Here is a 21,242-nt window from a genome sequence, read left to right as displayed (position 1 = left end):
TTATCCGTAAAAACAAGCACCTATAACTATCATATCGATAAAAAGTTCTATATTTGTACTTCCAAATCGTTAGTAAAAATGAAACAAGAGTTTACAAGAATAGCCGTAAAGGTAGGAAGTAATGTACTGACGCGTCGGGATGGAACATTAGACGTAACACGTATGTCGGCCCTTGTCGATCAGATAGCGGAATTACATAAAACAGGTGTCGAAGTGATCCTCATATCTTCGGGTGCCGTAGCTTCCGGACGCAGCGAAATACGAACGATAAAGAAACTCGATAGCGTAGACCAGCGTCAATTATTCTCTGCTGTAGGACAGGCTAAGTTAATCAATCGTTATTACGAACTTTTCCGTGATCATGCCATACCTGTGGGACAGGTACTGACAACCAAAGAAAGTTTTGGTACCCGCCGACATTATCTGAATCAGAAAAACTGCATGACTGTAATGCTTGAAAACGGAGTAATCCCCATTGTCAATGAAAATGATACCATCTCCGTCACCGAGTTAATGTTTACCGATAATGATGAATTGTCTGGCCTTATCGCTTCAATGATGGATACACAAGCTCTTATTATACTAAGCAATATAGATGGTATATATAATGGTTCACCTACAGATCCATCTTCCTCCGTCATCCGTGAAATAGGACATGGAAAAGATTTGTCCAACTATATACAAGCGAGCAAATCGAGTTTTGGAAGAGGTGGAATGTTAACCAAAACCAATATTGCCCGTAAAGTAGCAGATGAAGGGATTACCGTAATCATAGCCAATGGAAAACGGGATAATATTCTTGTAGATTTATTACAACACCCTAAGGAAACCCTCTGTACGCGCTTTACTCCATCAAAAGAACCTGTGTCCAGTATAAAAAAATGGATAGCCCACAGTGAAGGATTCGCCAAAGGAGAGATACATATTAATGAGCAAGCCACAGAAGTATTAGCTTCAGATAAAGCTGTAAGTATTCTTCCCATCGGTATAATAAAAATCGAAGGTGAGTTTGAAAAAGACGATATTGTACGTATTTTCAATTTCGAAGGAGTACCAGTGGGAGTAGGTAAGGCAAATTGTGACTCGGCACAAGCACGAGAGGCGATGGGTAAACATGGAAAGAAAGCAGTGGTACATTATGATTATTTGTATATAGAATAATATGACTTTTAAGAATATGAAGTTAAACGAAACATTTATTGCCGTACAAGCAGCCAGCCGAAAGTTGGCACTACTGAGCGATGAGACGATTAATCAGATATTGAATGCAGTAGCTGACGCAGCCATTGCGGAAACTCCTTTCATTCTAAATGAAAATGCAAAAGATCTTGCACGAATGGATAAAGCAAATCCCAAATATGATCGTCTGAAACTCACAGCAGAACGCCTGGAAGGAATTGCCGCAGATATTCGTAATGTAGCTACCCTTCCCTCACCTTTAGGACGGATATTGAAAGAGACAGTCCGCCCAAACGGAATGAAACTCACCAAGGTCAGTGTTCCTTTCGGTGTTATCGGTATCATTTATGAAGCACGCCCCAACGTGAGTTTCGACGTATTTTCTCTCTGTCTTAAAAGTGGCAATGCCTGTATTTTAAAAGGAGGCAGCGATGCAGACAGTTCCAATCAGGCAATCATAAGCGTTATCCACAAAGTATTAAAACAATTCAACGTAGATACACATATAGTAGAGCTTCTTCCTGCTGACAGGGAGGCAACCACCGAGCTACTTCATGCAACAGGTTATGTAGATCTCATTATCCCACGCGGAAGTAGTAATCTGATAAACTTTGTACGCGAAAATGCAACAATCCCCGTCATCGAGACAGGAGCTGGAATCTGCCACACCTATTTTGACGAATACGGTGATACAACCAAAGGTGCAGCTATCATCAATAATGCAAAAACACGCCGCGTAAGTGTGTGTAATGCACTCGACTGTGTTATTATTCATGAAAAACGTTTGAATGACTTACCAGCTATCTGCAAGAAATTACAGAATAGTAATGTTACTATTTATGCCGATCCTCAGGCCTATCATGCTTTGGAAGGACATTATCCGGAACATCTGTTAAAGCAAGCTACAACAGAGAGTTTTGGTACGGAATTCCTGGATTATAAAATGGCTATAAAGACCGTGAAAAGCTTTGAAGATGCTTTGGGACATATCGTAGAGTACAGCTCCAGACATAGCGAAAGTATTGTTACAGAAGATAAAGAACGTGCGACCTTATTTTGCAAAATGGTAGACGCAGCTTGTGTATATGCCAATGTATCCACAGCTTTCACAGATGGCGCACAATTCGGACTGGGAGCAGAAATAGGTATCAGTACACAGAAACTACATGCACGTGGTCCTATGGCACTTGAAGAGATCACCTCCTATAAATGGATTATCGAGGGAGATGGACAGACAAGAGAAAACTAAAGATTAATAATACGAATCAGTATTTGATTCCTTAGTTAAAAATTAGAGTAATTAATGCGATGGCAATTTTTCCCATCGTATGTATCAGAAGTCCAGATGTAGATCTGACTTTCATCGCTCTTTGAATATTTGTTTTTTCATTCAACCAGTTGAATAATGATTCAATGGGTTGTCTGACTTTTGAGACTGCCGTTGAAAACAAGTCTCTTGCCGCTTTCTCCCTTTTTGTTATTTCAGGTGATTCTCCTTTGATAGCTTTTACAGGAGTAAATAGCTCGAGTTTTTTGGATTCTTTCGTCTCTTTATAGAATGGCATATCCGAATATATTTTATCGGCATATATTTCTCTATTGTTCAGATTTCCCACACATTCTCTTTTGAATACAGTGGAGTCATTTTCATCAGCAGCGGAAAGTATGAGCATTTCAGGAAAAGGTATAGTTCCTTTTCTACGGAAAGCCACTGCATGGAGTTTTAGTCCGAAATAATACATGTTCTTTGTCGAACAATATCCTTTGGAAGTAATCTCAGTGGCGACCTTTCCTACTTTGTTCTTTCCTGCGCAAGTAATGATAGGCATCGAGTCAACTAATGATTTCATACTGTCACAATCTTGAGGTTTGAATGAATGGATTAACTGCCTGACGAGTTCGCTGATTGCTTCCGGCATCAAATTCAATCTATAATTGAATGTTTGGTAAGAAGGCAAGTCAGGGAACCATGAAAGCAGGTATTCTTTGGTAAAGGTATGTATGTCTTTGATTTTAAAGTATTGCTGATAAGCTCCGCAGAACAGATATACAGTAAGCAGTTCCTGATCGGTAAAGATTGGATGATTGTTATTACTGAACCTCTGGCAGTAGAACTTGAGTGAAGACTCGTAAACATCGCAGATATACATATATATTTTTATAAGTTTTAATTCTTTCTCCTTGGGAATCATAATTAGAACAATGAGTGGTTTTATTCTTCTAATATACTGATTTTCAAGGAGATTAGAAAACTAATTAATGAGATAATTAACTGAATAATAACATTTTAACAAGCGAAAAAGGTAGATGATTATCAACTGCTGATTCGCATTAATAACTAATAATTAAAAACAGACAGGTATGAAGAAATTTACTTGCGTGCAAGACATAGGTGATTTAAAATCAGCCCTTGCCGAAGCATTTGAAATAAAAAAAGACCGCTTCAAATATGTAGAACTGGGAAGAAACAAAACATTAATGATGATTTTCTTCAATTCCAGTCTGCGAACCCGTCTTAGTACACAAAAGGCGGCACTGAATCTGGGCATGAATGTAATGGTTCTCGATATCAACCAGGGAGCCTGGAAACTGGAAACAGAACGTGGTGTCATTATGGATGGTGATAAACCGGAGCATATTTTAGAAGCAATCCCGGTTATGGGCTGCTACTGCGACATTATAGGAGTACGGTCGTTTGCCCGCTTCGAGAATCGCGATTACGACTATGAAGAAGTGATTATCAACCAGTTTATCAAATATTCGGGACGTCCTGTATTCTCAATGGAGGCAGCTACACGCCATCCGCTGCAAAGTTTTGCCGATCTGATCACAATTGAAGAATATAAGAAAAAGCCTCGCCCGAAAGTAGTTATGACATGGGCTCCGCATCCACGCCCATTGCCACAGGCTGTACCCAACTCATTTGCAGAATGGATGAACGCAACTGATTATGATTTCGTAATCACTCACCCCGAAGGTTATGAACTTGATCCTAAGTTTGTAGGGCATGCCAAAGTAGAATATGACCAAATGAAAGCTTTCGAAGGAGCAGATTTCATCTATGCCAAGAACTGGGCTGGTTATACAGGTGATAATTATGGTCAAATATTAAGTACCGACCGTAACTGGACAGTTAGTGACCGCCAAATGGCAGTTACAAACAATGCATATTTTATGCACTGCCTGCCTGTACGCCGAAATATGATTGTAACAGATGATGTAATTGAAAGCCCTCAGTCTATCGTTATTCCGGAAGCAGCCAACCGTGAAATCTCAGCAACGGTAGTGTTGAAAAGATTACTTGAAGGATTGGAATAATTCCAGACCTAAAAACAACGCTTTTGGTGCAAAACACTTAAACGAGGAAGGAACAAACGGAGTTATAAGACACTGTAATACGAGCCTTCCTCTATTTTTATAAACTACTCCTATCTCCCTCCTATCGGCAACCTGACATCAAATCTCGCCCCTTCTCCGGGCTTCGACCTAACGCAAATTTCGCCATAAAAATGCTCTACGATAGTTTTGCAAATAGCAAGACCTAACCCTGTGCCTTGTACAAAAGAGTCTCCTTTATAAAAACGCTCGAAGATATGCTCGAGTACCTCTTCAGACATTCCATTTCCGGTATCTTCAACAAACAACTCTACCATATCTTCTCCTGTCCGTCGATATCCGATCTGGATACTCCCCACAGGAGTAAACTTCACTGCATTATTTATCAGATTATTCACTACTTGTCCCAAGCGTGCCGAGTCAGCTGTTATCTCCGTATCCTCTTCGGGTAAGTCCACTATTAGTTCTACACCAGATTTCATATTCATCTGTTGCATGCGGGCTATATCAGCGAACATTGCATTTAATGAGAAAGTATAAATATTAAACTCCATTGTGTTCGATTCTATTTTTGACAAATCCAAAATATCTGAAATCAGAAGCATCAGCAACCGCCCGTTTTTATCGATAAGTGCTGCATACTCCTCTACTTCTTCCGGGGTCATCTCAGCCTGCTCACTGACAAGCAAAGTCGAAAACCCTACAATAGCATTGAGCGGAGTGCGAATCTCGTGACTCATATTAGCTAAAAAAGCACTTTTCAACTGATCGCTACGTTGTGCCTTACGAAGAGCATCATTCAGCGTATCTTCAATATCTTTATGACGTTGCGTACTCATACAAATACCCACAATGCGGAATGGAAGATCCGAAAGTTGCCCTACATACGTTGATTGCCCTTCAAACCACTCCCAGCTCCCATCACCCCGATGTAGTCGGAAAGGTACAGGGGCTTCATACAAATTTCCAGTCAGTTGTCCCCCAAGAGCTTCAAAAAGTTCTTTCCGGTCATCAGGATGTACCAGATCAGCATACTGCTCCATAGTTAGCGTATAGTCTTTTGTAGGAATACCCAGATAATCAAAATAGCGAGGATCAATCACCATCAGATTTCGTTCCATATCAAATGACCAGGAAAAAATCTGTGTTTTACTCAAGGCAATATTCAATACATGCCGTTGGGTTCGTTCTTCGAGAACATTGCGCAAATAAAAAACAATTTTCACCAAGCGGCCTTTATCATAAACCCCTACAATTCCCCCTTGTATCAAAAAACTAATATTTGCATGAGGCTCACGAATAAAGCTATTTGTAGAGAATGAAATAGTATGTTGTCCTTGTACTATTTTTTCCAGGAAATGAGGTAATAGATTCACTTTGTCCTGGACCAACTCGATGATATCGGTTATCGGTTTGCCCGCTATCCGGCCCATATCCAGTTGCAGTTCTTCCAACAATAGATTATTCATCCGTTCTATCCTCCCTTCCGGACTGAGAATAAGGATGCTTAGCGGCCATACATCAAACAACTGCCTACTGACGGCATCGCCTACCCGTATCTCTTTAATCACCCGGTGACATACATATAAACGCCATAATGCTATACACAAAAGAACAATAACAATAAATAATGCTGTAACAATTATGAACAGAGCACTATTCTCCCCTACCAGAAAAGGTAAAAAGGCAGGCAAGTAACGTACCTTAAACCGATATTTATTCATACAATAACCTGAGTTGTGTCTGAATACAAAGGTCGTGTTAATCCCGTACCCTAACAACAAATCAAGATGGAAACGATATTCCATTATTCTTATATTATATTCCATTCTGTACAGATTGACCACTTTTAACAGATAGTAAACACACACCAAACAGAATTAACAAGTTATTAACTTAAATAGAGGTCAATATCATGACTTTTGCAACCAAAATAGAGATTTCAGCGTTTAGCAAACAAAAACATGCTTACTCCAGAACTACATATATCTACCGATTTTATCGCCAATGACCATATTGGCAGTGAAACGTTACGGGCATATTGCGCTGAACTCAAAAAGACTAAAGTCGTTATTTTCGCCCTTTGCGTTCAGGGACGCCTCAAAGCAATGATCAATCTGGTACACTATAATATCGGAGCAGGCACAATGATAGCTATTCCTTCGGAAAGTTTTATTCAAATATTAAAAACATCGGACGATATACAGATGCATGTCATTCTATTTTCGCTACCATTCGTTCACGAAACCAATTTAGATAAATCAATTATTGACACGTTCTACATCATCAATGAACATCCCTTACTTCCCTTACCCGAAAAAATATTCAATATCTATACAGATACTTTCTCACTACTGACACGAATTTGTAAAGACGTACCATTTTTGCTGAGTCGTGCCACACTCAAATCAATACTTGAAGCACTCTTACAGGGATTCACAGAACTCAGTCAACGAAAAGCATTGTTACAAGTAGCACCTGTCAACAGGCATTCCGCCATCTATCGGAAGTTTATCCGGCTTGTACAGGAATATCATACACAGCAACACCAGGTACAGTTCTACGCAACAAAAATGGGTATTAAATCAACAACACTTTGTCATATCGTGAAAAAAAAATCAAATGGGCAAACTGCGATGGAAGTTATTAACAGTATTCTGATTTTAGATGCCCGTACCCTATTACGTACCACTCATACTCCCGTTAAAGATATCGCGCTGAATCTCGGATTCAATAATGCAGCATTCTTCAATAAGTTTTTTAAGAGACACGTAGGGATGACACCACAAAAATTTCGCAATGAGAAGAGGTAGTGAAACAACTATTGTAGTTTTAGAATAAGAAAAACCACTGACGGACTCAAATTCTTTCTTGTATAGTTTTGAGTGTATTTCACCACAGAGTAACACGGAGTTTCACAGAGTACTATTTATCTGATGAAACGCGGATTAACACAGACTTCTAAGACCTGCGCAAATATTTGTGCAGGTCTTAGAAGTCTGTGTTTCAATAAAGATTTAAACTCTGTGTTACTCGGTGGTGATTGCTCATTGTCTATTCAGTAATGAAATCGACTAATATACTCAGGAACATATATTAATATCACACATCCCAAGTTTTATTTTACACCAAACTAATGTTATGGAAAAACAATCTTCTTACCATTTCTAATATAAATGCCTCTCTGTGGATTTTTAACCACCCGTCCGGAAAGATCATAAATAACGCCATCTTCATCGGCAACATCATTCAAAGTTTCATTAATACCGGTTGGATTTGAAGAAGTCAGGTTGATATAGAAAAGGTTATTTGAATCCGCTTTAGTTAGTTCATGGGAACCTGCATTAAGTACAGATGTAATGATATTACCAGAAGTACTTACTACTTTGGTGCCATCTATTTTAATATTCGGTGTACTTCCCTCTGCAAATACCAGGGCCAAAATCATTTCTTCTTCTATCGTAAACTTCACAGAAGTAGCACTCTCCAATTTCAAACACCAGGTATAAACCGTACCATTTACAGTTGCTGTACCCTTGTCTTTAGAGTAACTACCGGTTACTGAATAGAATGAGTTTGAAGGCTTTTTATCAGCAGTAAAATAACATGTATAATCACCATCCACAGGAGGTGTAGGAGGAACCGGAGTAGTACCACCACCAGAGGTATCACCAAAAATTCCTACTAAACTGGTGGTATAATTCGTTATCGCTGCTTTCAATGCAGTATTCACGTCAGAAGAAGTATCGTCTACGGCATTATTAAAAGTCCATTCAAAATCACCGTGTTGCATACGCCCTGCACCATACTGTCCGGTAACAATACCAGGCACATCGGTTGCTGCATCGGCTGTATAGGTATACATCTTACTCTTATCCGTATCAAAGTTATTATAAGAAGTACCACCGGACAAAGTTACATAAGAAGCAGGGACAACTTCATCACGAGTTTCTGCTTCGTAGCAGTCAAAACTTGTTGCAGATTGCTTGTGAGTAACAAGTTTGAAATTAGAAGATTTCTCAGCATAAACATTTCCGAAAGCCTTGATCATTCCACCACTTTCTCCGGAGAAAGTTCCATTCTTTACTCCATTAACAATATCTGTTCCCTGCAAAGAAATGAGCATCGGCTTATTAGCATTACGATAATAATTGCTTTCTACAAATACATTCGAACCTGTAGTAGCTCCCACTCCATATTTCGCAATTCCATCAAAATAATTGTTATACACATGTACGGTCATTGTACGTACACGAGGATGCCGTGAATCGGAATGGTCAAACCAATTATGATGATAACTTATAAAATTCTCTCCGCTTTCAGACTTCATTCCACAAAGAGACATTTTTCCTGAATCCCAGAAATGATTATAGGAGAAAGTCATATATTTCGAATTGGTCTTACAGTCCAGAGAACCATCACCTTTTGCCTGGTCAGCAGCACTCCCTGTCTTTCCATAGAAAAAGTCAATATTATGTATCCAACAATTACTATTGTCTGTATCCAAAGACAAACAGTCATCCATGCAAAGCATGATAGCCAGATTCCTAATTTCAACACTCTTACAGTTTCTCAGCAAAATGCCAAACCCACGTATTGTAGCATCATCTCCTACACCTTCAAGTGTAATATTCATTTCACTATCGGCATTCTTCCCTTTAATTTGCAACCCTTCTGCACTACTGGAAAAGTAATCCATATCAGCAGCTTCGATTGTTCCTACAATACGAACAACCAAAGGAGTAGTATCATATCCTTTCTGACGCGCATCAATAATTGCCTGAAGTCCGGTGAATGTTTCAACCTTTCCCTTGCTATCTGTAACAACATCGCAAGTCACTGTTTTGGCAGTTTTAGATGTCACATAAAGAACCTTTGCATTTTCTTTCAGCGTACCATCATCCTTATATGCCCCTACCCCTGAATAATTGAAGTGGGCAAAACCTGCACGGTCATGAGCTTTCACTGCAAATGAAGTAGATTCTGCCGCCATATCCATTTCGGTACCATCCTCATCAACGGGTACAACCTTAAATATATAACTTCCCGGGACAACGCCTAATACATCTGCACGGCCATAAGTGCCATAATCACGAACCAGTTCGGTATCAAGTTTTACATAAGAACCATTTACAGATTTATAATAAACATGATAAGTAGAAGCACCGTCTACTAAATTCCAGGTTACATAACCTGATTCAAACCATCCACCGATCTCTTTAATAGAAACGGCAGCCGAAGAAGCAATCGATACCAATAAGGTAAACACAAACAAAAGTAGAGTCTTGATTTTCATAGTCTCATATTTCACAATTATTATTAGAGAAAGCGTCAGTTTGACGACTGCAAGATTACGGAGAATTAACCCAGTGAATGTGGAATAATAAACTTTTTATGTAGAAAAAACGGTTCGGATGACTTATCTAATAAAGATAGGTCATCCGAACCGCTATAGAAAGACAATAACTATATCATTTTTCAATTACATAGCCGCCTTTATTGATAGAATAAAAGAGTTAGTGTTCTATTTCTTTTGCTTCCTGTTGCCAGGCATTAAATCCTTTATCAAGCTCATAGACTTTATAGCCGCGCTTACTTAAAATTTCTGCTGCTTTCTTACTCCTTTTCCCACTACGGCAATAAAGAGCCACCGGTCTTTCTTTCTGAAGCGTAGAATCAGCCATAGCAGCAAATGAATCATCCAGAACATTGATATTTACCGCTCCCGGGATATGGCCTTCCGAATACTCGGCCAACGTACGAACATCCAAACGCTGTACATCATCCGCTTTAATAAAAGAATCAAAATCTGCGACCGATAGTGATTTGAAATCTGCTTTCGGCTGCTGACAAGAGAATAAAGTAGAAATCAAAAGGAAAAAACCTGCAAATAGTTGACTCATCTTTGACATTGTTATACGATTAAAAAACAAATATTATTTTCATTAAAGAGCAGACAAGTAGTTAGTCAACGGATTGGCATACATCAACAATAACTTCTCACGCAGAAATGGAACATCCTTATTGGGAATATCAATCTTACTCAACTGTTGCTCAATATATTTTTCAAAATGTAGTTTCTCTTCCTGCGTATAATGACTGACAAATTCACAAGTACCCGATAATAAATCGTGTGCCACATAGTTTCCCGGATAGATACGATAATTACTATGAATACGTTTATCTATCACAGAAGAGATATGCGAAAACAATTCCGGCTTTGGTAAACTACGATCAAGCTGCTCTAAAACATCATTAATACAAGCAGCTGCCTGAAAATGTACTTTCCCTTTATAACCAAACAATCCGGTCTGCATATTTCTCAAATCATCCTGCGTTGTTTTCTTATATCCCTCAATATCTCTCTTCAACTGAAATTCCTGAGCCTTCAGAAAATCACAAGGATCATACTCATACGAAATGGCAATCGGAGCGATATTTATTTCCATCAACCGATCAATCGTATCTCCCTCTCCTCCCATAGCCAGCATTTTCAAGACACTATCCTGCGTACGGTCATTAGAATCTTTGGCACGTCCTTCACGCTGGGCAATCCAGATGGACTGATTCTTCTCCATAATCGTATAGTGCATATAGCGTGACATACGGGCAGATGATTCTAACATTTGTCGCATAGTCAATGCACGTTGTACTATAAACGACTTATTAACACGAACCAATTTCTTAATCCACGGATAAATCAGCAAATTATCTCCAATAGCGATCTCTACGGTATCCATACCTTGATCTACCAGCAAGATAGAAAGAAAACCCGAATCAAGAATAATATCCCGGTGATTGGATATATAAGTATAAGCCTTCTTTTTATCCGGCAATGCTGTATGATCCAAACTCAAACCATCAGTAAAGTCTTTTGCTATCTTCCATAAAATACCATAGCAGAAGGTCTTCTGAAAATCCAATTTCGTTTTACAGGCACGCATCTTCTGTGCCAGTATTTCAAAAGGCACATTCGGAATGGCACTACAAGCAGCTTTTTGAAATGCCGGATCAGCTATTAGTTCCTCAAATATTTGAGGAAGTTCATCGTCATTGTAAGGACGTATTTCATCAAACTCTGTTGTATTCATAAGCAGCTATAATTTATGAGAAAACTTATTCTCTATTATATCAGTCATCACTTCTTTTATATCCAGTCCGGCTGCACGTACTTGCTGAGGAATAAAACTGGTAGCTGTCATCCCCGGAGTTGTATTAACCTCCAGCAAATTTATTTTATCACCGGCTGTTATGATATAATCTACACGAATAATTCCGGAACAGCCCAAAATATCGTAGATAGCCGAAGTCAGGGTTTGTACGCGACGCGTGAGATCATCAGAAATACGGGCAGGAGTAATTTCATCTACCTGACCGTTGTACTTAGCATCATAGTCAAAGAACTCATTGTTGGTAACTACTTCCGTTATAGGAAACACCACCGATTTCTCTTTTGTTTTATAACAACCGCAAGTAATCTCCGTGCCATCCATAAAAGCTTCAATAAGTACTTCCTGCGCTTCATTGAATGCTTTAGTAATAGCGGGCTGTATCTGCTCACGTGTTTTGACCTTTGTTACTCCAAAACTGGAGCCACCCAGACTGGGCTTGATAAAACAAGGTAATCCGATCTTCTCAACAACATCTTTATCCGAGATAGACTGCCCCTGACGAAGCAACAGAGATTCGGAGATACGAACCCCAAAAGCCTTGAGGTATTGGTTACAAGTAAATTTATCATAAGTGATAGCCGCTGCCAATACTCCACAACAAGAGTATGGAATACGCAACATATCGAAATATCCCTGCAAACGGCCATCTTCACCCGGAGTACCGTGAATGGTGATGTAAGCAAAGTCAAACTTCACCTTATCCGTACCGTTTACAAAACTAAAATCATTGCGATCTACGGGTGCTTTCTTTCCGTCGGGCAATTGTACTTCCCAACGGAGTCCTTCCATCTCAACGATATACAAATTGTACTTCTCCTTATCTATAAAGGAATATATTCCCTGTGCACTACGCAGAGATACATAAAATTCGGAGGTATCCCCTCCTGCTATGATAGCAATTGTGCGTTTCATTCTAATTCTCTATTACTTATATAGCCTCTCCACTTCTCTATCAGTTGGGCCATGTCGTCAGGCAACTCTGAAGTAAAGTTCATCTCCTCCCCTGTGACAGGATGAACAAACCCCAGTGTCATGGCATGCAAAGCCTGCCGCGGACAAGTGTCAAAGCAGTTGTTTACAAATTGTTTGTATTTACTAAAATGAGTCCCCTTCAGAATCTCATGCCCCCCATAACGTTCGTCATTAAACAGGACATGACCGATATGCTTCATATGAACTCTGATCTGATGGGTCCGCCCGGTTTCAAGTACACACTCCACCAGAGTGACATACCCCAAACGTTCAAGTACCCTGTAATGAGTTACAGCATGCTTGCCAACTGTTGGATCGGACATTACAGCCATCTGCATTCTATCTTTCGGGTTACGGGCAAGGTTACCGATAATAGTACCCTCGTCTTGTTCTACAATGCCCCATACCAGTGCACGATATTTACGTTTGGTTGTTTTATTAAAGAATTGTATTCCCAAATTGGTCTTTGCATCCGGTGTTTTAGCTATAACCAGTAATCCGGAAGTATCTTTATCTATACGGTGCACAAGACCTACATGCGGGTCATTGGCATCATAGTCCGGATTATCTTTCATATGCCATGCCAAAGCATTCACCAATGTTCCATGATAGTTTCCATGCCCCGGATGCACCACCAGCCCAGGAGGCTTATTTACTACCATCAGGTATTTATCTTCGTAAACGATATTAAGAGGAATATCTTCGGGAATTATCTCATTCTCATAACGCGGACGATCCATCATGACCGTTATCACGTCAAGTGGCTTCACCTTATAGCTGCTCTTTACCGGTTTTCCGTTGACCATCACAAACCCGTCAGCAGCAGCATTCTGAATACGGTTTCGTGAAGCATTAACAATACGTTCAAACAGATACTTATCGACTCTCATCAAAGCCTGTCCCTTGTCTACTACCACCCTAAAGTGTTCGTAAAGCTGGGCATTGGCTTCCTCGCCAACAGGTTCTATATCATCAATATCAGTTTCGATATCGTCCGGCAATTCCTCTATCATACAGTTCGCTCTCTTATCTATAAACAAGTAGGTAAATTTACTTAAAACCAGGAGTCATCTGTCGACACATCCGTAGTTCCTGCCGCATCCTCTACAATCTCAAGAGAATCACTATCCTGAACCTGCGTCTCTCCATCGCCCACCAATAGTGTCAGTGTAGCTCCCACCGGAACTTTATCGCCCATGTTCAATTGGCGCCCTTTATACTTCACACCATATACCCAATCTTTTTCTCCTGAGATCAGTTCATTCTCAGAAAGTTTAAATCCGGCTGCCAGTATCTTAGCCTGTGCCTGACGCACAGAACTATTATCGGCAACATCCGGAACAAGACGCAAAGGAACATCCAATGTATTTATAGTCAAATAGATCGTTCTTCCTTCTTTCACCTTCTGACCGGCAGATGGATTTAATTCCAGGATACTCCCGGCAGGTTTATTTTTCACATAGTTAGAATCCGAGACGACGCATACCAAACCATGATTACGCAAAAGCATTTCTGCCTCTCCCACTGTCATACCCTTGACATCCGGCACCACGACAGCTTCACCGTGACGAGTATAAACATCCAGCCATTTCAACACTCCAAATAACAGCAGAATGACTACTGCCATCATAGCTATCAGGTTTAACCAAAAGTACTTATTGGTCTTGAATGAAAAAAATTCCTTTATCGTCATAAATCTTAGCCGTTAATCCGGGTCAAAGATACAATTTTAAGTACATAGTAGCATAGAGTTTTACAGAGTTTTTAGTTTTCTGACGCCAATAGAACGTAATTAAGCCACATAATAACATTTGCAACTCATTACTACATAGATTCTTTCGTATAGCTTGACATACACAGATACATAGAAAGCCATAACGGAACGATGTACGAGATGCACATCTCGTACTGCACGACATGCACATCTCGTGCTGCTCCACATGCACATCTGGTAATGTACGAGATGCACATGTCGTACATTCTATCCCACCGAACAAAGGAGACTACCCCGTAGAAGAAAGTGAGTTCCCATTAGGGGACAAAAAAAAGAAGTAAAGACAATGCCTTTACTTCTCCAATTTCTTTTTGTACAACTATGTGACTAAAGAGCCTTATGCTTTTACTCCGTTGTATTCGTCAGAAACAGTCAGTTTCTTACGACCTTTTGCACGACGGGCAGCCAATACTCTACGACCGTTAGCTGATGTCATTCTCTCACGGAAACCGTGTTTGTTTTTTCTCTTTCTGTTAGAGGGTTGAAATGTTCTTTTCATTATTATATCTTGTTTTTATTGTTATTATTCTACGTAATCGGGCTGCAAAAATAGGCACTTTTTTTAAATAAACCAAGAGATAACTCATTTTTAGTCAAAAGATTTTGTGTTTTTTGCCGATTTAGATTACTTTTGCACTCGGAAATATCAGTCGATAACTCAATAACATTATAATAATAAAGGATATCAAGTATGATTAATGCTCAAGACATCAAGAACGGAACCTGTATCCGTATGGACGGAAAACTCTATTTCTGCATTGAATTTCTTCACGTAAAACCCGGAAAAGGTAACACTTTTATGCGTACCAAGCTGAAAGATGTAGTAAGCGGTTATGTTCTCGAACGCCGTTTCAACATCGGTGAAAAGTTGGAAGATGTGCGTGTAGAACGTCGTCCTTACCAATTCTTATATAAAGAAGGAGAAGATTACATCTTCATGAATCAGGAAACTTTTGACCAGCATCCTATTGCTCACGATTTGATCAATGGTGTTGATTTTCTGCTTGAAGGAGCTGTGTTAGATGTTGTTTCCGATGCTTCTACAGAAACCGTACTTTACGCTGACATGCCCATTAAAGTTCAGATGAAAGTTACTTATACAGAACCGGGTATGAAAGGTGATACAGCTACCAACACCCTGAAACCTGCTACAGTAGAATCCGGTGCTACAGTACGTGTTCCATTGTTTATCAACGAAGGTGAAACAATTGAAATTGACACACGTGACGGTTCTTACGTAGGACGTGTGAAAGCATAACAAAAATATTTCATTTATACCACAAACGGTAAACCAATTGCAAGATAACCGCAATTAGTTTACCGTTTGTTGTGTTTATGCCCCGCTTAATCATTATATTTGCCTATCAAATAAAAACCTTTTTAATTTATAACAAAATGAAGCGATTAATGTATGTATTATGCTTTGTCCTGATATCCGTCGTTGCACACGGGCAAGCAAAGTATGTGTTCTATTTCATAGGAGATGGAATGGGGGTAAATCAGGTGAATGGTACAGAAATGTATCGTGCAGAATTACAAAACGGACGCATCGGTGTAGAGCCATTACTTTTTACACAATTCCCGGTAGGTACTATGGCCAGTACTTTTTCCGCAACAAATTCCGTAACCGACTCATCGGCTGCCGGTACAGCCTTAGCTACAGGTTCTAAGACCTACAACGGTGCTATCGGAATGGATGATCAAAAGAATCCCCTGCAAACCGTAGCTGAAAAAGCCAAAAAGGCCGGTAAAAGAGTCGGAATTGCTACCAGTGTAAGTATAGACCATGCTACTCCGGCTGCTTTCTATGCGCATCAACCCAGCCGCAGTATGTACTATGAAATTGCAACAGATCTGCCCAAAGCTGATTTTGATTTTTATGCAGGATCGGGGTTCCTAAAACCAACTACAACAGCTGATAAGAAAGAAGCACCCAGCATTTTCCCAATGTTTGAAGAAGCAGGTTACACACTGGCACGTGGCTACAATGACTTTAAGGCGAAAGTTCCTCAAGCAAAAAAAATGATCTTAATCCAGGAGGAAGGTGCTGATGTTTCATCTCTCCCCTATGCCATCGATCGTAAAGAAGGAGAGCTGACTTTAGCACAAATTACAGAAAGCGCAATTGAGTTTCTTACGAAAGAGAAAAACAAAGGTTTTTTCCTGATGGTCGAAGGTGGAAAAATAGACTGGAGTTGCCACGCCAACGATGCTGCTACCACATTCAATGAAGTGATTGATATGGACGAAGCAATCAAAGTAGCTTACGAGTTCTACAAAAAACATCCCAAAGAAACACTGATCGTAGTGACAGCGGATCATGAAACAGGTGGTATAGCCCTTGGTACCGGTAAATATGCACTGAACCTGCAAGTGCTTCAATATCAGAAAAACTCAGCAGACATGCTTTCTACACAAATCAGCGAACTAAGAAAAGCTAAAAACAACAAAGTATCCTGGGAAGATATGAAATCGTTCCTGGCAGAAAACATGGGATTCTGGAAAGAAATACCTATTTCCTGGGAACAAGAAAAGAAATTGCGTGACGAATACGAAAAGTCATTCGTAAAGAGCAAGGTGGTATTCGAAGAAAGTTTATATTCGAAGAGCGAACCAATGGCTGCACGCGCCAAAGAAGTGATGGATGAAATCGCAATGATCAACTGGGCCAGCGGCAGCCACTCAGCCGGTTATGTTCCGGTATTCGCCATTGGAGCTGGTTCACAACTTTTCGGAGGAAAAATAGATAATATTGAAATTCCAAAACGAATAGCAAAAGCCGGAAGGTATTAATAAAAACAAAAGTCCTCTGTTCAAAGTTAGAGGACTTTTGTTTTTTATACACTGATAAGGTATAACACATTATATTATCCAAAAGAAAATTCATATCTACTACTTTGTTCAGATATGACCATATTGTCTCCTCTAAGTTCAACGCTTATTTTTTTATCTCTTGCCAGCCATCCTAAAATAAACGCGAAACTTTCCCGATCAATTCTCATGTGAGCGGAAGACAGCTTACTAAACAACTCTCGGGTGTTAATCTCACGGGTTTCCCTCAATATGCGCCCAATCTTAGTCAACGCACTATTAAAATCTTGCTCGTTCATAGTTCTCCGTTTTTAAGTTAAACAATATATTATTCTATCGCAGAATCTATAAATGACAAATAAATCATCTCCGATTTATTTGAACAGAACCTCCCTTATTTAAAGCAAATATACCATTTTAAATTATAAAATCAAACTTTTAAGCCCTATTTTTGTTTAATTCATAAGAAAACAAAGCTTTTTATAAATTGAATGCTATATCCTTTTATCTATAAAAACGTAACTAAAAGAAAAATAAACGAAGCATTATAATTGTGTTTCCCCCTCAATATAATTTTCCAGAAACAGATTCTCACCATCAAATACAGCATACGAGAAGTAATTAATCCAATCCCCTAAAATCAGTATACGAGCGGTAGCACTAAGCATCAGGTCAAGTTCTATATGCCGGTGTCCATAAATAAAATAATTAATATTGGGGTGACTTTTGAGATATTCTTTTGTATAAAGTACCAGATGTTCCTTATCTTCACCCATATAATCAGGTTCTTTCCCATCCTCACGCTTCATCCGGCTATGCTTTGCCCAGGTTAACCCCAAGTCGATACTCCACCTCGGATGAATCATCGAGAAAAGAAACTGTAATGTCTCATTATGAAACATGGCACGCAAGAACTTAAACTTTTTATCCGGATCTCCCAAGCCATCTCCATGAGCAAGATAAAACTCCTTTCCATAGATTTCAGTGGTCAGTGGTTTTCGGTGAATAATAGCCCCACACTCCTTAGTCAGATAATCTCCACACCAGATATCGTGATTACCAGTAAAGAAATGCACTTCCACTCCCATATCTGTCAATTCCGAGAGCTTTCCCAAAAAACGAGTATATCCTTTGGGAACAACCAGTTTAAACTCATACCAGAAGTCAAACATATCTCCCAACAAATAGATAGCAGCAGCCTTATGCTTGATACTATCCAGGAAATTCACTAACCGTCGCTCCTGTGTACGACCGTGCTCGATAGCACGAGAGCCCAAATGAGCATCAGAAAGGAAATAAACGTTTTTCATAAAGTAGATGTATTTATATTCAGTGTTTTTATACTAAAGAAATCCCAATTCCAGTTTTGCTTCTTCACTCATCATATCCTTATCCCATTCCGGTTCAAAAACCAGATTGATGGTAGTTGAGGTTACTCCTTCTATCGATTCTACCCGCTGCCGGACATCTTCCATAATAAAATCGGCTGCCGGACAGTTAGGTGCAGTCAGTGTCATGTCAATAACCACTTCACCAGTTTCAGATACGTCTATTTTATAAATAAGTCCCAAATCATATATATTGACCGGAATTTCCGGATCAAATACAGTCTTGAGCATGTCTACTATTTTTTCTTCTATTTCAAACTTTGTCATAGTTGAGAGTTTTATTGATTACTTACACAAAAATAATGCTTTTCTATATAGAAAGGTTTATAGTGTCCCTCTTTTTATGTACTTTTGTTAATTATGAAGTACAAACCGTCTAAATACTCGCTTATTGAAGGACTACTTCTCTTGTTTTTGTTAGTGGCCTGCCAGCAAGATAATAAATACCTTACTCTATTGTCACAAGCAGACTCGATCATACACACACGTCCAGACAGTGCATTATCTCTACTTAGTTCAATCAAGAGACCTCAAAAAATGGAAGTAGAGAGCAGAGCCAGATTTGCTCTACTTTTAACACAAGCTGAACATAAAAATTGGATACCACACACCAACGACTCCTTAATCCAGATAGCGGTAGACTATTATAAAAACAGAAATAATAAAGAACAAAAAGTGAAAGCCTATTATTATTTAGGATGTGTCTACGATGATATGGGAGATATTGTTGGAGCAATAGACGCTTATTTAAAAGCATTGAATGTATCTCCCTCTCCAAACAGTTATTCAGAAATGAAAACTATGATTTATGAAAACTTGGCAGATTGTTATCGCAGCCAAGGTTTCTATGACAAAGCGATGGAGATGTATCGTATTTCTTACAAAACAAACATCAACCACAATGAAGAAAAGAATATACTTTTCTCTTTACAAGGAATTGGAGAAGTATTTATGTATCAACATCAATGGGATAGCGCAGCTTATTATTACAATGAAATCATAGAAAAATCACGTGCACTCGGTGACTCATCCTGGATATCTATTGGAATTAGTAACCTTGCACATATTTATTACAATCAGAAGAAATATTCAGAAGCCTATCACACAGTTCTAAAATCTATTCACAATAATAATGAAAATAATGAGAATGAAATAACCAACAAGTACATTTTACTTGGCGATATCTTAATCCAACTGGGGCAATATGATTCAGCTCGTTACTATCTATCGCTTAGCAGTACTAAAGAAGATCCTTTTCTACGAGCTTCCAGACATTTCTCATTATATGAACTTGAAAAAAAATGTGGAAAATATAAAGAAGCAACACAATACATTGATACATACACAACCTTATATGATTCCCTTCGAGAAGGAAAGAACAAAGAAGAAATTGCAAAGTTAATAAACAGCTATACAATAGAAAGATACAAAAAAGAAATTTCCGAAAAACAGAAACGTCAAACCAGAATCTCTATTTCCTTTTCTATTCTCATAATTATTTCAATTTTATTCATTTTCTTGATGATCGATAGGTATCGGAAACAAGAATATATCGGCTTACAGAAATCTTTAATGAAAAAAAGAGGAGAGATAATGAAGATGCAGGAGGAACTGAATAACATGGATGTGAACCATTCACCAAACTCTATACAAGAGAAAGAGAACAAACAAAATATTCTAAAACAATTACAAAAAGAGAAATTTTATTATAGTATCCAATTATTTCAAAAGACTCCCTATTACAAAATCATACAAGAACTAAAACAAAAAAGAAGAATTGAAGAAAAAGTCTTCACCTCAGGAGAACGTGAACTTCTATGGGATTGCATTTATCAGATTTTCTCAGATACAATGTCAGATCTGAAAGCACAATGTCCTGAATTGACTAGAGAAGATTTATTATATTGCATCTTATACCTATTAGGATATCCCAATTCAATCATTATAATTTGCACTGGAACCAATACAAATGCCTTAAAGTCCCGAAAAAATCGATTAAAAAACAAAATGAGTAAAGAACTATATTTATTTATCTTTGATGCCGATAAATAACTGCCAGACTGCATATTAGACTTCTAAAAATTTCTATATTACTTTTCTATTACCTTAATACATTCGCAGATAAGACAATTATGACCTAATTGTTACCAAAAAAAATATGCTTTTTCCGGCAAAATTTAGTCCTTTACCCAAAAATTAACCCCGTAAAATATAAACTTATGAAAACTAAATTTTTATTATTATTTTTCATTACTCTGGCTATTTCAGGAATAGTATTAGGAGAGACCCTAAACAAAGGAATAAGGATTGAGTTAAAACATCATCTCAGAAAAGATCATCGCTCTGTTATTGAGCAACCATTTCAAGTCTTTTTAAACACCCCCCTTATAAGTATAGAGCAAGATCCTTCTTTATCGGATGAGTTGTTCTACACTGTAAGAATCAAAGATGTAAACACTGGCAAAATTATGGAGACATTGACAACCGCCGGAACTACATATATTAACATAAGCAATTTGATTCCAGCAGAATATAACATAGAGATTGATTTAGAATCCATGTTATTATATGGAACCTTTGTAATACAAAAATAATAGCATTTTTTCACAC

Annotated in this window: 20 protein-coding genes; 8 read left to right on the top strand and 12 right to left on the bottom strand. The window is 38.6% G+C overall.

The features are described from left to right. The first annotated feature begins 78 nt into the window (after nucleotides 1–78). Nucleotides 79–1,161, top strand: a complete 1,083-nt coding sequence (gene proB / locus K8P02_RS20750; protein WP_025868069.1) for a glutamate 5-kinase — start codon at nucleotides 79–81, stop codon at nucleotides 1,159–1,161. 16 nt (nucleotides 1,162–1,177) lie between these two features. Then, a complete protein-coding gene (locus K8P02_RS20745) occupies nucleotides 1,178–2,428 on the top strand; it encodes a glutamate-5-semialdehyde dehydrogenase (RefSeq protein WP_025868068.1) in 1,251 nt (416 codons plus the stop codon). Between the two features lie 31 nt (nucleotides 2,429–2,459). Here K8P02_RS20745 and K8P02_RS20740 read toward each other — a convergent pair whose 3' ends face one another. Further along, nucleotides 2,460–3,329 (bottom strand): transposase, encoded by an 870-nt coding sequence (locus K8P02_RS20740; RefSeq protein WP_007484362.1) that lies wholly within the window; start codon nucleotides 3,327–3,329, stop codon nucleotides 2,460–2,462. Nucleotides 3,330–3,540: 211 nt separating this feature from the next. Between K8P02_RS20740 and K8P02_RS20735 the strand changes: the two genes are divergently transcribed. Then, complete coding sequence (locus tag K8P02_RS20735; RefSeq protein ID WP_002558979.1) at nucleotides 3,541–4,497, top strand: Rossmann-fold NAD(P)-binding domain-containing protein; 957 nt, start codon at nucleotides 3,541–3,543, stop codon at nucleotides 4,495–4,497. Between the two features lie 110 nt (nucleotides 4,498–4,607). Here the strand turns inward: K8P02_RS20735 and K8P02_RS20730 are convergent, their stop codons facing one another. Then, complete coding sequence (locus K8P02_RS20730) at nucleotides 4,608–6,389, bottom strand: sensor histidine kinase (protein ID WP_002558978.1); 1,782 nt, start codon at nucleotides 6,387–6,389, stop codon at nucleotides 4,608–4,610. A gap of 90 nt (nucleotides 6,390–6,479) precedes the next feature. On the opposite strand from K8P02_RS20730, the gene K8P02_RS20725 reads away from it, so the two are divergent. Beyond that, nucleotides 6,480–7,328: a helix-turn-helix domain-containing protein gene (locus tag K8P02_RS20725; protein ID WP_002558977.1), complete on the top strand. Its 849-nt coding sequence runs from the start codon at nucleotides 6,480–6,482 to the stop codon at nucleotides 7,326–7,328. 326 nt (nucleotides 7,329–7,654) lie between these two features. On the opposite strand, the gene K8P02_RS20720 is transcribed toward K8P02_RS20725, so the two are convergent. The 7 genes from K8P02_RS20720 to rpmH form a co-directional block, all read right to left on the bottom strand. After that, nucleotides 7,655–9,811: a pectate lyase family protein gene (locus K8P02_RS20720; protein ID WP_002558976.1), complete on the bottom strand. Its 2,157-nt coding sequence runs from the start codon at nucleotides 9,809–9,811 to the stop codon at nucleotides 7,655–7,657. Nucleotides 9,812–10,031: 220 nt separating this feature from the next. Then, on the bottom strand, nucleotides 10,032–10,427 hold the full coding sequence (locus K8P02_RS20715; protein WP_025867691.1) for a rhodanese-like domain-containing protein: 396 nt from the start codon (nucleotides 10,425–10,427) through the stop codon (nucleotides 10,032–10,034). 33 nt (nucleotides 10,428–10,460) lie between these two features. Then, entirely contained in the window at nucleotides 10,461–11,606 is a 1,146-nt protein-coding gene (locus tag K8P02_RS20710; protein ID WP_007483664.1) for a 1-acyl-sn-glycerol-3-phosphate acyltransferase, read from the bottom strand. Between the two features lie 6 nt (nucleotides 11,607–11,612). After that, nucleotides 11,613–12,599: a D-alanine--D-alanine ligase gene (locus tag K8P02_RS20705; RefSeq protein ID WP_025867690.1), complete on the bottom strand. Its 987-nt coding sequence runs from the start codon at nucleotides 12,597–12,599 to the stop codon at nucleotides 11,613–11,615. After that, nucleotides 12,596–13,672: an RluA family pseudouridine synthase gene (locus K8P02_RS20700; protein ID WP_002558972.1), complete on the bottom strand. Its 1,077-nt coding sequence runs from the start codon at nucleotides 13,670–13,672 to the stop codon at nucleotides 12,596–12,598. Before K8P02_RS20700 ends, K8P02_RS20705 begins: the two co-directional genes overlap by 4 nt. Nucleotides 13,673–13,713: 41 nt before the next feature. Beyond that, on the bottom strand, nucleotides 13,714–14,352 hold the full coding sequence (locus tag K8P02_RS20695) for a PASTA domain-containing protein (RefSeq protein WP_025867689.1): 639 nt from the start codon (nucleotides 14,350–14,352) through the stop codon (nucleotides 13,714–13,716). 418 nt (nucleotides 14,353–14,770) lie between these two features. After that, nucleotides 14,771–14,932 carry a 50S ribosomal protein L34 gene (gene rpmH, locus K8P02_RS20690; RefSeq protein WP_025867688.1) on the bottom strand — a complete coding sequence of 54 codons (162 nt, stop codon included), beginning with the start codon at nucleotides 14,930–14,932 and terminating at the stop codon, nucleotides 14,771–14,773. A gap of 192 nt (nucleotides 14,933–15,124) precedes the next feature. Here rpmH and efp point away from each other — a divergent pair, with 192 nt between their 5' ends. Together efp and K8P02_RS20680 are read left to right on the top strand one after the other, a co-directional pair. Further along, nucleotides 15,125–15,691, top strand: a complete 567-nt coding sequence (efp, locus tag K8P02_RS20685) for an elongation factor P (RefSeq protein ID WP_002558969.1) — start codon at nucleotides 15,125–15,127, stop codon at nucleotides 15,689–15,691. A gap of 137 nt (nucleotides 15,692–15,828) precedes the next feature. After that, a complete protein-coding gene (locus K8P02_RS20680; protein ID WP_025867687.1) occupies nucleotides 15,829–17,226 on the top strand; it encodes an alkaline phosphatase in 1,398 nt (465 codons plus the stop codon). A 74-nt stretch (nucleotides 17,227–17,300) separates the two neighbouring features. On the opposite strand, the gene K8P02_RS20675 is transcribed toward K8P02_RS20680, so the two are convergent. The 3 genes from K8P02_RS20675 to K8P02_RS20665 all read right to left on the bottom strand — a co-directional run bounded on the left by K8P02_RS20675 (nucleotide 17,301) and on the right by K8P02_RS20665 (nucleotide 18,899). Continuing rightward, nucleotides 17,301–17,543: a winged helix-turn-helix domain-containing protein gene (locus tag K8P02_RS20675; RefSeq protein ID WP_002558967.1), complete on the bottom strand. Its 243-nt coding sequence runs from the start codon at nucleotides 17,541–17,543 to the stop codon at nucleotides 17,301–17,303. 246 nt (nucleotides 17,544–17,789) lie between these two features. Then, nucleotides 17,790–18,554: a UDP-2,3-diacylglucosamine diphosphatase gene (locus K8P02_RS20670; protein WP_002558966.1), complete on the bottom strand. Its 765-nt coding sequence runs from the start codon at nucleotides 18,552–18,554 to the stop codon at nucleotides 17,790–17,792. 33 nt (nucleotides 18,555–18,587) lie between these two features. Then, nucleotides 18,588–18,899, bottom strand: a complete 312-nt coding sequence (locus K8P02_RS20665) for an iron-sulfur cluster assembly protein (protein WP_002558965.1) — start codon at nucleotides 18,897–18,899, stop codon at nucleotides 18,588–18,590. 93 nt (nucleotides 18,900–18,992) lie between these two features. On the opposite strand from K8P02_RS20665, the gene K8P02_RS20660 reads away from it, so the two are divergent. Together K8P02_RS20660 and K8P02_RS20655 are read left to right on the top strand one after the other, a co-directional pair. After that, a complete protein-coding gene (locus K8P02_RS20660; protein WP_002558964.1) occupies nucleotides 18,993–20,684 on the top strand; it encodes a tetratricopeptide repeat protein in 1,692 nt (563 codons plus the stop codon). Between the two features lie 167 nt (nucleotides 20,685–20,851). Then, nucleotides 20,852–21,226: a DUF3244 domain-containing protein gene (locus K8P02_RS20655; RefSeq protein WP_002558963.1), complete on the top strand. Its 375-nt coding sequence runs from the start codon at nucleotides 20,852–20,854 to the stop codon at nucleotides 21,224–21,226. Nucleotides 21,227–21,242 lie beyond the last annotated feature (16 nt).

Source organism: Bacteroides nordii (assembly GCF_019930665.1).
GTDB classification, from domain to species: domain Bacteria; phylum Bacteroidota; class Bacteroidia; order Bacteroidales; family Bacteroidaceae; genus Bacteroides; species Bacteroides nordii.
The sequence above is the reverse complement of the archived record's forward strand: the minus strand, read 5'-3'. Positions and strand labels throughout refer to the sequence as shown.

Bases quoted from the DNA above. Each gene is read 5' to 3' on its own strand.
- efp (WP_002558969.1), top strand. From the start codon at position 15,125: ATGATTAATGCTCAAGACATCAAGAACGGAACCTGTATCCGTATGGAC.
- proB (WP_025868069.1), top strand. From the start codon at position 79: ATGAAACAAGAGTTTACAAGAATAGCCGTAAAGGTAGGAAGTAATGTA.
- K8P02_RS20740 (WP_007484362.1), bottom strand. From the start codon at position 3,329: ATGTATATCTGCGATGTTTACGAGTCTTCACTCAAGTTCTACTGCCAG.
- K8P02_RS20705 (WP_025867690.1), bottom strand. From the start codon at position 12,599: ATGAAACGCACAATTGCTATCATAGCAGGAGGGGATACCTCCGAATTT.
- K8P02_RS20710 (WP_007483664.1), bottom strand. From the start codon at position 11,606: ATGAATACAACAGAGTTTGATGAAATACGTCCTTACAATGACGATGAA.
- K8P02_RS20720 (WP_002558976.1), bottom strand. From the start codon at position 9,811: ATGAAAATCAAGACTCTACTTTTGTTTGTGTTTACCTTATTGGTATCG.
- K8P02_RS20700 (WP_002558972.1), bottom strand. From the start codon at position 13,672: ATGATAGAGGAATTGCCGGACGATATCGAAACTGATATTGATGATATA.
- K8P02_RS20655 (WP_002558963.1), top strand. From the start codon at position 20,852: ATGAAAACTAAATTTTTATTATTATTTTTCATTACTCTGGCTATTTCA.
- K8P02_RS20660 (WP_002558964.1), top strand. From the start codon at position 18,993: ATGAAGTACAAACCGTCTAAATACTCGCTTATTGAAGGACTACTTCTC.
- K8P02_RS20665 (WP_002558965.1), bottom strand. From the start codon at position 18,899: ATGACAAAGTTTGAAATAGAAGAAAAAATAGTAGACATGCTCAAGACT.
- K8P02_RS20695 (WP_025867689.1), bottom strand. From the start codon at position 14,352: ATGACGATAAAGGAATTTTTTTCATTCAAGACCAATAAGTACTTTTGG.
- rpmH (WP_025867688.1), bottom strand. From the start codon at position 14,932: ATGAAAAGAACATTTCAACCCTCTAACAGAAAGAGAAAAAACAAACAC.
- K8P02_RS20715 (WP_025867691.1), bottom strand. From the start codon at position 10,427: ATGTCAAAGATGAGTCAACTATTTGCAGGTTTTTTCCTTTTGATTTCT.
- K8P02_RS20675 (WP_002558967.1), bottom strand. From the start codon at position 17,543: ATGAACGAGCAAGATTTTAATAGTGCGTTGACTAAGATTGGGCGCATA.
- K8P02_RS20680 (WP_025867687.1), top strand. From the start codon at position 15,829: ATGAAGCGATTAATGTATGTATTATGCTTTGTCCTGATATCCGTCGTT.
- K8P02_RS20735 (WP_002558979.1), top strand. From the start codon at position 3,541: ATGAAGAAATTTACTTGCGTGCAAGACATAGGTGATTTAAAATCAGCC.
- K8P02_RS20725 (WP_002558977.1), top strand. From the start codon at position 6,480: ATGCTTACTCCAGAACTACATATATCTACCGATTTTATCGCCAATGAC.
- K8P02_RS20670 (WP_002558966.1), bottom strand. From the start codon at position 18,554: ATGAAAAACGTTTATTTCCTTTCTGATGCTCATTTGGGCTCTCGTGCT.
- K8P02_RS20745 (WP_025868068.1), top strand. From the start codon at position 1,178: ATGAAGTTAAACGAAACATTTATTGCCGTACAAGCAGCCAGCCGAAAG.